Consider the following 5,827-nt stretch of genomic DNA (forward strand, 5'->3'; position numbering starts at 1 on the left):
TCTTGAAACCGTAGGGTTGGACGAACGCTCAGCCTGAAATCCCGTGGTGGGATTCCCGCGTCTTCAGGCGCGGGAGGAGGTCAATAGCTACATCCGCTCTTACGCACCCTGTCCATCGTTCCCGTTCCACTGGCCCAGCGCGGCGTTCGATCTCGGTCATAAGCACTCTGAAGTCGAACGCCTCATTCCCTAACTCAACGCGACCCGATTTGGGTCGGGTCTTTTGATGGGCGAAAGGGAAAGCACACGATATGACCGCTGATCCAGCGGCTGTCGGGGAGACGCCACTGCTAGAACTCGATATCGATGTCTCCCCAACCGTGTACGCAAAAGCCGAGTGGTTCAACCAGATTGGGGCCGGGTACGGTGGTGGCTCGATCAAGACTCGTATCGGGAAGGCCATGGTCGACGCGGCGGTCGCGGCGCCCGAACCGGTCGCGGACCGGACGCTCCTTGAGGCATCGAGCGGCAACACCGGGACCGCAGTTGCTCGATTCGGTGCGGAACGGGGGTTCGACGTCGAGATCGTCGTTCCCGACGATGCTGGCGCTGGGAAGATCGCGGCGATCGAGGCCGCCGGTGCCGAGACGACGTTCGTCGACAGCGATCGGGGCTACGACGCCTACGTCGAGGACTGTCGAGATCTGGTCCGCGAAGCACCCGACGCGTATTGCTACTTGAACCAGTACGAGAACGCTGCGAATCCGGCGGTCCACGCGGCAACGACCGGCGTCGAGATCTGGGACCAGACAGACGGCGCCGTGACACACTTCGTGGCTGGTGCCGGAACCGGCGGTACGCTCGTCGGTGTCAGCAACGCACTCGATGACCGCGGCGTCGACGTCTACGGGTTCGAGCCGGCGACCGACGAACACGACATCGCGGGGTTGAAACACAGTCACTCGACCGACCACTACGTGCCGGGAACCTACGAGCCGGCGGCCGTCGAGACGTTGTCCTTTCTTCCCACTGACCGTGCGTACGAGTACGCCCGCTGGTTACACGCTCGCTACGCCGACCGATCCCCCACCATCGCCGATCCCGGACAATGGGATCGACAGTTCGTCCGCGAGCATCTCCGAGTCGACGGTGAGTTCCTCGTCGGTCCGTCGAGCGGGGCCTGTGTGGCGATGGTCGACCGGCTGGCGTCGATGGGCGTCCTCGACAGCGAGGACGTGGTCGTCATCCCGTTCCCGGACAGGGGTGACCGGTATCCCGAACGGGATCTGCGCGGGGCGTCCAGCGAGACCCATTCGGCGACGAAGCCGACACCAGCAGCTTCGTCGGCACGGCCCAACAGCGGGTGAATGGTCCCGAGCGGGCGGCGAACTGGCTGGTACTCGTGGGACGGCGCGGTCGGTTCCAGCGTTGCCATCACGCTCAAGACGAATGAGCAGTTCGTCCTCGGCGTCGAGACCGGCCATCGGTTTTACTGACCCCAGCCGAACTCGTCTGAAGAACGCCCCCTAATTCGTCACAGATCGCCCCTGCGCTGAGCCGACTCACTCGACTGACCGCGGTTCGAGGTGATCGCTGAACCACGCCGCCGCCTCGACGACGCTGGTCAGTGGTTCCGGAGCCAAGACACGACGAAGGACACGACCAGCAGGGAACCGCCGAGCGCCGCCGGGAGCGGCGACGAGAGGGGTTCGGGGTCACGTGGACCGCCGACGGCGTAGGCGTGCCTGTTTACCGACTGGACGGCACGGTCGATCTCCGCGGGATTGCGAACGGATCCGCGTGAGTCGAGTTGTGACATCGATTACCCCTCCCGGCGCGTGGGGTACTTGTGGTCCGGGTCCGCGAGACACTCCGTTTCCGCGAGGATCGTCTCGACGTGCTCGGAACGGGGCTTCTCGTGGTCGACGGGGACGGTGTCGTCTAGTTGCTGTCGGACAAGAGCCCGATTGTCCGCGAAACGCTTGTTGGGCGCTCGGGCACCTCTGTGCGGAAGACGCGGTCCCACCGTTGCAAGACCGAGCACGCTCTGACGGCAACGCCGATGTCCGCACGAGGGCATCGTGGGCGCTCGCCGAGATTAACGGGTGACCTTACGAGTTCACGCGGTGGCCACCCGTTTGACATCCTCCACGAGCTGTTCGATGTCCGTCTTCGGGCCACGTGGGTACGCGCGCTCGACGATCCCCTGCTTGTTTGCGAGAAGAATCAATCCGTAGTGCGGGAACTGGTACTCAAGATTGTCGTACTGATCGGCCGGCGCCTTCTCGATCAGGAGTCCAAAGTTCTCGTCTAACAGTTCCTGTCCCCGTTCGTAGCTGTCCGGGCGAAGAAAGTGCCAGTTGCCCGCATCGAGGTTCACTCCCTGCTGGTTCGCGTATTCACGAAGCACAGCAGCCGTGTCACGCTCGGGGTCGAACGTAAGAGCGAGGAACGAGACGTCGTCGCCGTATCCGTCTTCGGCGGCAGCCTCCTGTGCGCGCCGGAGTCTGAGAATCAGCGCCGGACACACTCCATCCGGGCAGTTCGTGTAGAACGATGTCCACACAACGGCTTGTTCTCCCTCGTGCTCCTCGATCGATACTGTCTCATCGGTAATCGGATCCGGAGCAGTGAACGCTGGCATTTCATCACCGTAACTCGGATGAGCGGCCTCACTCAAGTCCTGGTCGGGAGGATTGAGGACGGTCTTTTCGGACCCACCGGAACCAAGTGTGCCCATACAACCCGCGGTTCCAATGGTCGCTCCAAGCGCCCCGACTGAGCTACAAAAGCGTCGGCGATCCATACCTCATGATACCGATTTTGATCGCTTGAAGTATCTGGTGCGGTTCTCGAACGCGCGCGGGAGCGGACGCCGTCTGTCGAGGATCGCACCAGACGACACAAGCCGGGGAGCAACGAACTCCACGTATGATCGAGTCGCTCCTCCGACTTGATGTCGCACTGTTCGTTCTCATCGGCGTGTTCGGTGGCGCACACTGCATCGGGATGTGCGGTCCGCTCGTGACGATGTACTCGAAACAGATGACGCCGCATCCAGACGGTGGCACAACGACCGTCGGCGACGGACGGTCGGGGCATCTCACGACCTACGAGGTCCGACAACACGTCCTGTTCAACGCCGGGCGGGCGACGACGTATGCCGCTCTTGGAGCACTCTTCGGTGCGCTCGGGAGCGTCGTGTTCGTTACCGCCGATCAGCTGACGCCGATCGCCGATGTCTTGCGAGGGACTGTCGGCCTCGCGGTCGGCGGGTTCATCGTGCTGACTGGGGTTCGGTACGTGATCGGCGGCAGCGGCGGCGATATTCGAATCCCTGGCGTTCAACGCGTCACGTCGTGGCTCGCGGCGCGAGTCCATCGCCACGTGAACAGCCCGAGTATCGTCGGCCTCGGCGCCGTTCACGCGTTCCTGCCGTGTCCAATGCTGTATCCCGCGTACCTGTTCGCCTTTGCGAGCGGCTCCCCGACGACCGGCGCGATCGCCCTCGGTGCGCTCGGCCTCGGCACGATTCCGGCCGTCTTCCTCTATGGGACCATCATCCAGTCGATCGATGTTGCGCACCGGCGTCGCGTCCACCGGCTGCTCGGCGTCGTGTTCGTCGTACTGGGGTACATGCTCTTCGCGCACGGACTGATGGCGCTCGGCGTCCACCTCCCCCACCCGATGCTCCCGCACTATCAGCCACTCGGCGGCATGGGTCACTGACGCGTTCAGCGAAACGCGTGCCTCAGTTGAAACTCCATTCTTCGGACAGATTCTCACCTGAAACAGCCGGTCGCTGAGCGGTTCGAATAGGCCGCTGTCGGTCCTCTCCGATCTCGCTGCCATTCAGAAGGGCGTGCTGAATACCGTGCGCACAGTCAGCAACGTCCCCATCACTGTTTCAATCGACGCTGAGATTTATGACCATTCTCGATGTAGTGTGTCGTATGGTCGCTCTCTTGGCACGAAGCCGCTCCTCCACTCCCGCTGCAGCGCTCAGCGGTATTCTCGTTGGTCTCGCCGTGGTCTCTCTGTACTTCGGTGCCGGCTTACTCATCGCAGGCTGGAGCGTTAGTGAGTTCCTCGCTCATCTCTCGATCGACGCTCTCGGGTATCTTCTGGCCATGATTGCCCTCGCCATCGCCTTCGTCGTACTCCCCATCGCCATCTTCCTCCGATTTGACCTACTCACACCTCTCGTGGTTCTCGTGGTCGTGATTCTCGGGTGGCTCACCGTCGGTGCCGTACAGGGTATCCTCTCACTCCAGACAATTTTCGGCCTCGCCCTCTACGCAGTTTACCTTTCGCCAATCCCTCTCGTTCTCTACGCCATCCTTGGCGGGGGCGAGTATCTATTCCGAATCAGGACAAACGGTCGGTAGGGTCCATCTGAACTCGCTTCAGTATACACTCTCTGTATCCCGCACGGCACTACTGACAGACTATGGGAATCTCATCGTCTGGGACTGTTATCTGAGTCTTCTGTACTGAGCGATTCGTGGGCCTCCTGCAGTGACCGCAACCGGGTCATGACTGTCTCCTTAAGAAGATTTCAACAGCGCCTCCTCGTCTGCACACTCCCCCACCAGAAGGGCTAACTATTGAGTTTGAGTATCCCGACCCATGGCCCTCCATGCAGTCGAAAACGTTGAGGAAGCGTTCGACGTTACCCGGGAGTTTCTGACTCCCGTTACCGTGCGTCGCTGGCTGAAGCTTGCGATCGTTGTGTTTTTCGTCGGGAGCGGCGTGAATTTCCCGACGGCACAGTCCAACACGTCGACGCCGCCGGGAGACGTCTCTCCCGGTGAGATCCCGTTCAATCTCCCGGTCGACGCGGTAACGCTTGCTGTCGCGGTCGTCGCCGTCGGACTCCTCTTCGTCGGGATATTCGCGTTGATCGGAGCGATCATGGAGTTCGTGCTGATCGAGTCGCTTCGCACCGGTGAGGTGTCGCTCCGACGCTACTGGCGTCAGCGTTGGCGGCAGGGGCTCCGCCTGTTCGGGTTCCGACTCGCAATCGGGCTCCCGATGATCGCGCTGTTCGCCGGCTGGCTTGCACTGCTCATCGTTCCGATCCTGACCGGACGCGATCCCACAATCCCCGCCACGGCGTTCCTTGTCGGGATCCCGGTGGTGTTTCTCATCGGCGTCGTGTACGCGTTAGTGTCGGGGCTCACGACCGTGTTCGTCGTGCCGCTTATGATTCAGGCAGACTCGGGTGTCCTTGCGGCATGGCGTCGCCTCTGGCGGTCGATCAAGACCGCGTGGAAACAGTATCTGGCGTACATCGTGATCGCATTCCTGCTGACGATCGCGGCCGGGATCATCACCGCGATCGTGGTCGGGGTCGTCGCAATCGTCCTTCTCATCCCTATCCTCATCGCGGCCGCGATCACGCACGTGACGGTCTCGTTGACGTCGACGGTCGGGGTTGTCGTCATCGTTGCACTCGCGATTCTGTTCGGACTGTCCATGCTCATTGTCGGGACGCTCTCACAGGTTCCCGTCGTGACGTATTTTCGGTACTATGCGTTGCTCGTGCTCGGCGATATCGAGGAGTCGTTCGACATCCTCGGCGATCGACGACCGCCGATAGAAGACCCGTGAACGATCCCCCTACGTGTGAGTTGGCCACTACCGTGCCGTGACGATGTCCACCTCACCTCGGATTACTGTTTAACGGCTCTGTTGAAATACCATTCTTCAGACATAAGTTGGAATGAAACAGCCAGTCGATGAGAGCTGCGAATCACTCGCCTTGGGGCGCATTCTCAATCGCCTCTCCAGCAAGACCGTATATCAGACCAACAAGACCGATAAGGAGTCCGAGATGGAGTGAACCAGGTGAGGCATACATATCAGGGGAGAGCATCGCAATCCC

At 61.4% G+C, this 5,827-nt stretch carries 8 protein-coding genes; 6 read left to right on the forward strand and 2 right to left on the reverse strand.

What is annotated here, in order from left to right:
* The first annotated feature begins 251 nt into the window (after positions 1-251).
* Positions 252-1,307: a PLP-dependent cysteine synthase family protein gene (locus tag DJ69_RS07685; protein ID WP_099255088.1), complete on the forward strand. Its 1,056-nt coding sequence runs from the start codon at positions 252-254 to the stop codon at positions 1,305-1,307.
* Complete coding sequence (locus tag DJ69_RS19015) at positions 1,308-1,436, forward strand: hypothetical protein (protein ID WP_275539513.1); 129 nt, start codon at positions 1,308-1,310, stop codon at positions 1,434-1,436. It begins immediately after the preceding gene.
* Between the two features lie 128 nt (positions 1,437-1,564).
* Here the strand turns inward: DJ69_RS19015 and DJ69_RS17825 are convergent, their stop codons facing one another.
* Positions 1,565-1,759: a hypothetical protein gene (locus DJ69_RS17825; protein WP_144050400.1), complete on the reverse strand. Its 195-nt coding sequence runs from the start codon at positions 1,757-1,759 to the stop codon at positions 1,565-1,567.
* Here DJ69_RS17825 and DJ69_RS19175 point away from each other — a divergent pair.
* On the forward strand, positions 1,753-2,049 hold the full coding sequence (locus DJ69_RS19175; RefSeq protein ID WP_180271751.1) for a HEAT repeat domain-containing protein: 297 nt from the start codon (positions 1,753-1,755) through the stop codon (positions 2,047-2,049). The two genes, DJ69_RS17825 and DJ69_RS19175, sit on opposite strands and share 7 nt — an antisense overlap.
* A 10-nt stretch (positions 2,050-2,059) precedes the next feature.
* Here the strand turns inward: DJ69_RS19175 and DJ69_RS07695 are convergent, their stop codons facing one another.
* Positions 2,060-2,746 carry an SCO family protein gene (locus DJ69_RS07695; RefSeq protein WP_099255090.1) on the reverse strand — a complete coding sequence of 229 codons (687 nt, stop codon included), beginning with the start codon at positions 2,744-2,746 and terminating at the stop codon, positions 2,060-2,062.
* Between the two features lie 125 nt (positions 2,747-2,871).
* On the opposite strand from DJ69_RS07695, the gene DJ69_RS07700 reads away from it, so the two are divergent.
* From DJ69_RS07700 to DJ69_RS07710, 3 genes are all read left to right on the forward strand, one after another.
* Complete coding sequence (locus DJ69_RS07700) at positions 2,872-3,669, forward strand: sulfite exporter TauE/SafE family protein (protein WP_099255091.1); 798 nt, start codon at positions 2,872-2,874, stop codon at positions 3,667-3,669.
* A 224-nt stretch (positions 3,670-3,893) separates the two neighbouring features.
* Complete coding sequence (locus DJ69_RS07705) at positions 3,894-4,328, forward strand: hypothetical protein (protein ID WP_099255092.1); 435 nt, start codon at positions 3,894-3,896, stop codon at positions 4,326-4,328.
* A 241-nt stretch (positions 4,329-4,569) separates the two neighbouring features.
* Positions 4,570-5,553, forward strand: a complete 984-nt coding sequence (locus DJ69_RS07710) for a DUF7544 domain-containing protein (RefSeq protein ID WP_099255093.1) — start codon at positions 4,570-4,572, stop codon at positions 5,551-5,553.
* Positions 5,554-5,827 lie beyond the last annotated feature (274 nt).

The organism is Halorubrum persicum, assembly GCF_002727125.1.
Lineage (GTDB): Archaea > Halobacteriota > Halobacteria > Halobacteriales > Haloferacaceae > Halorubrum > Halorubrum persicum.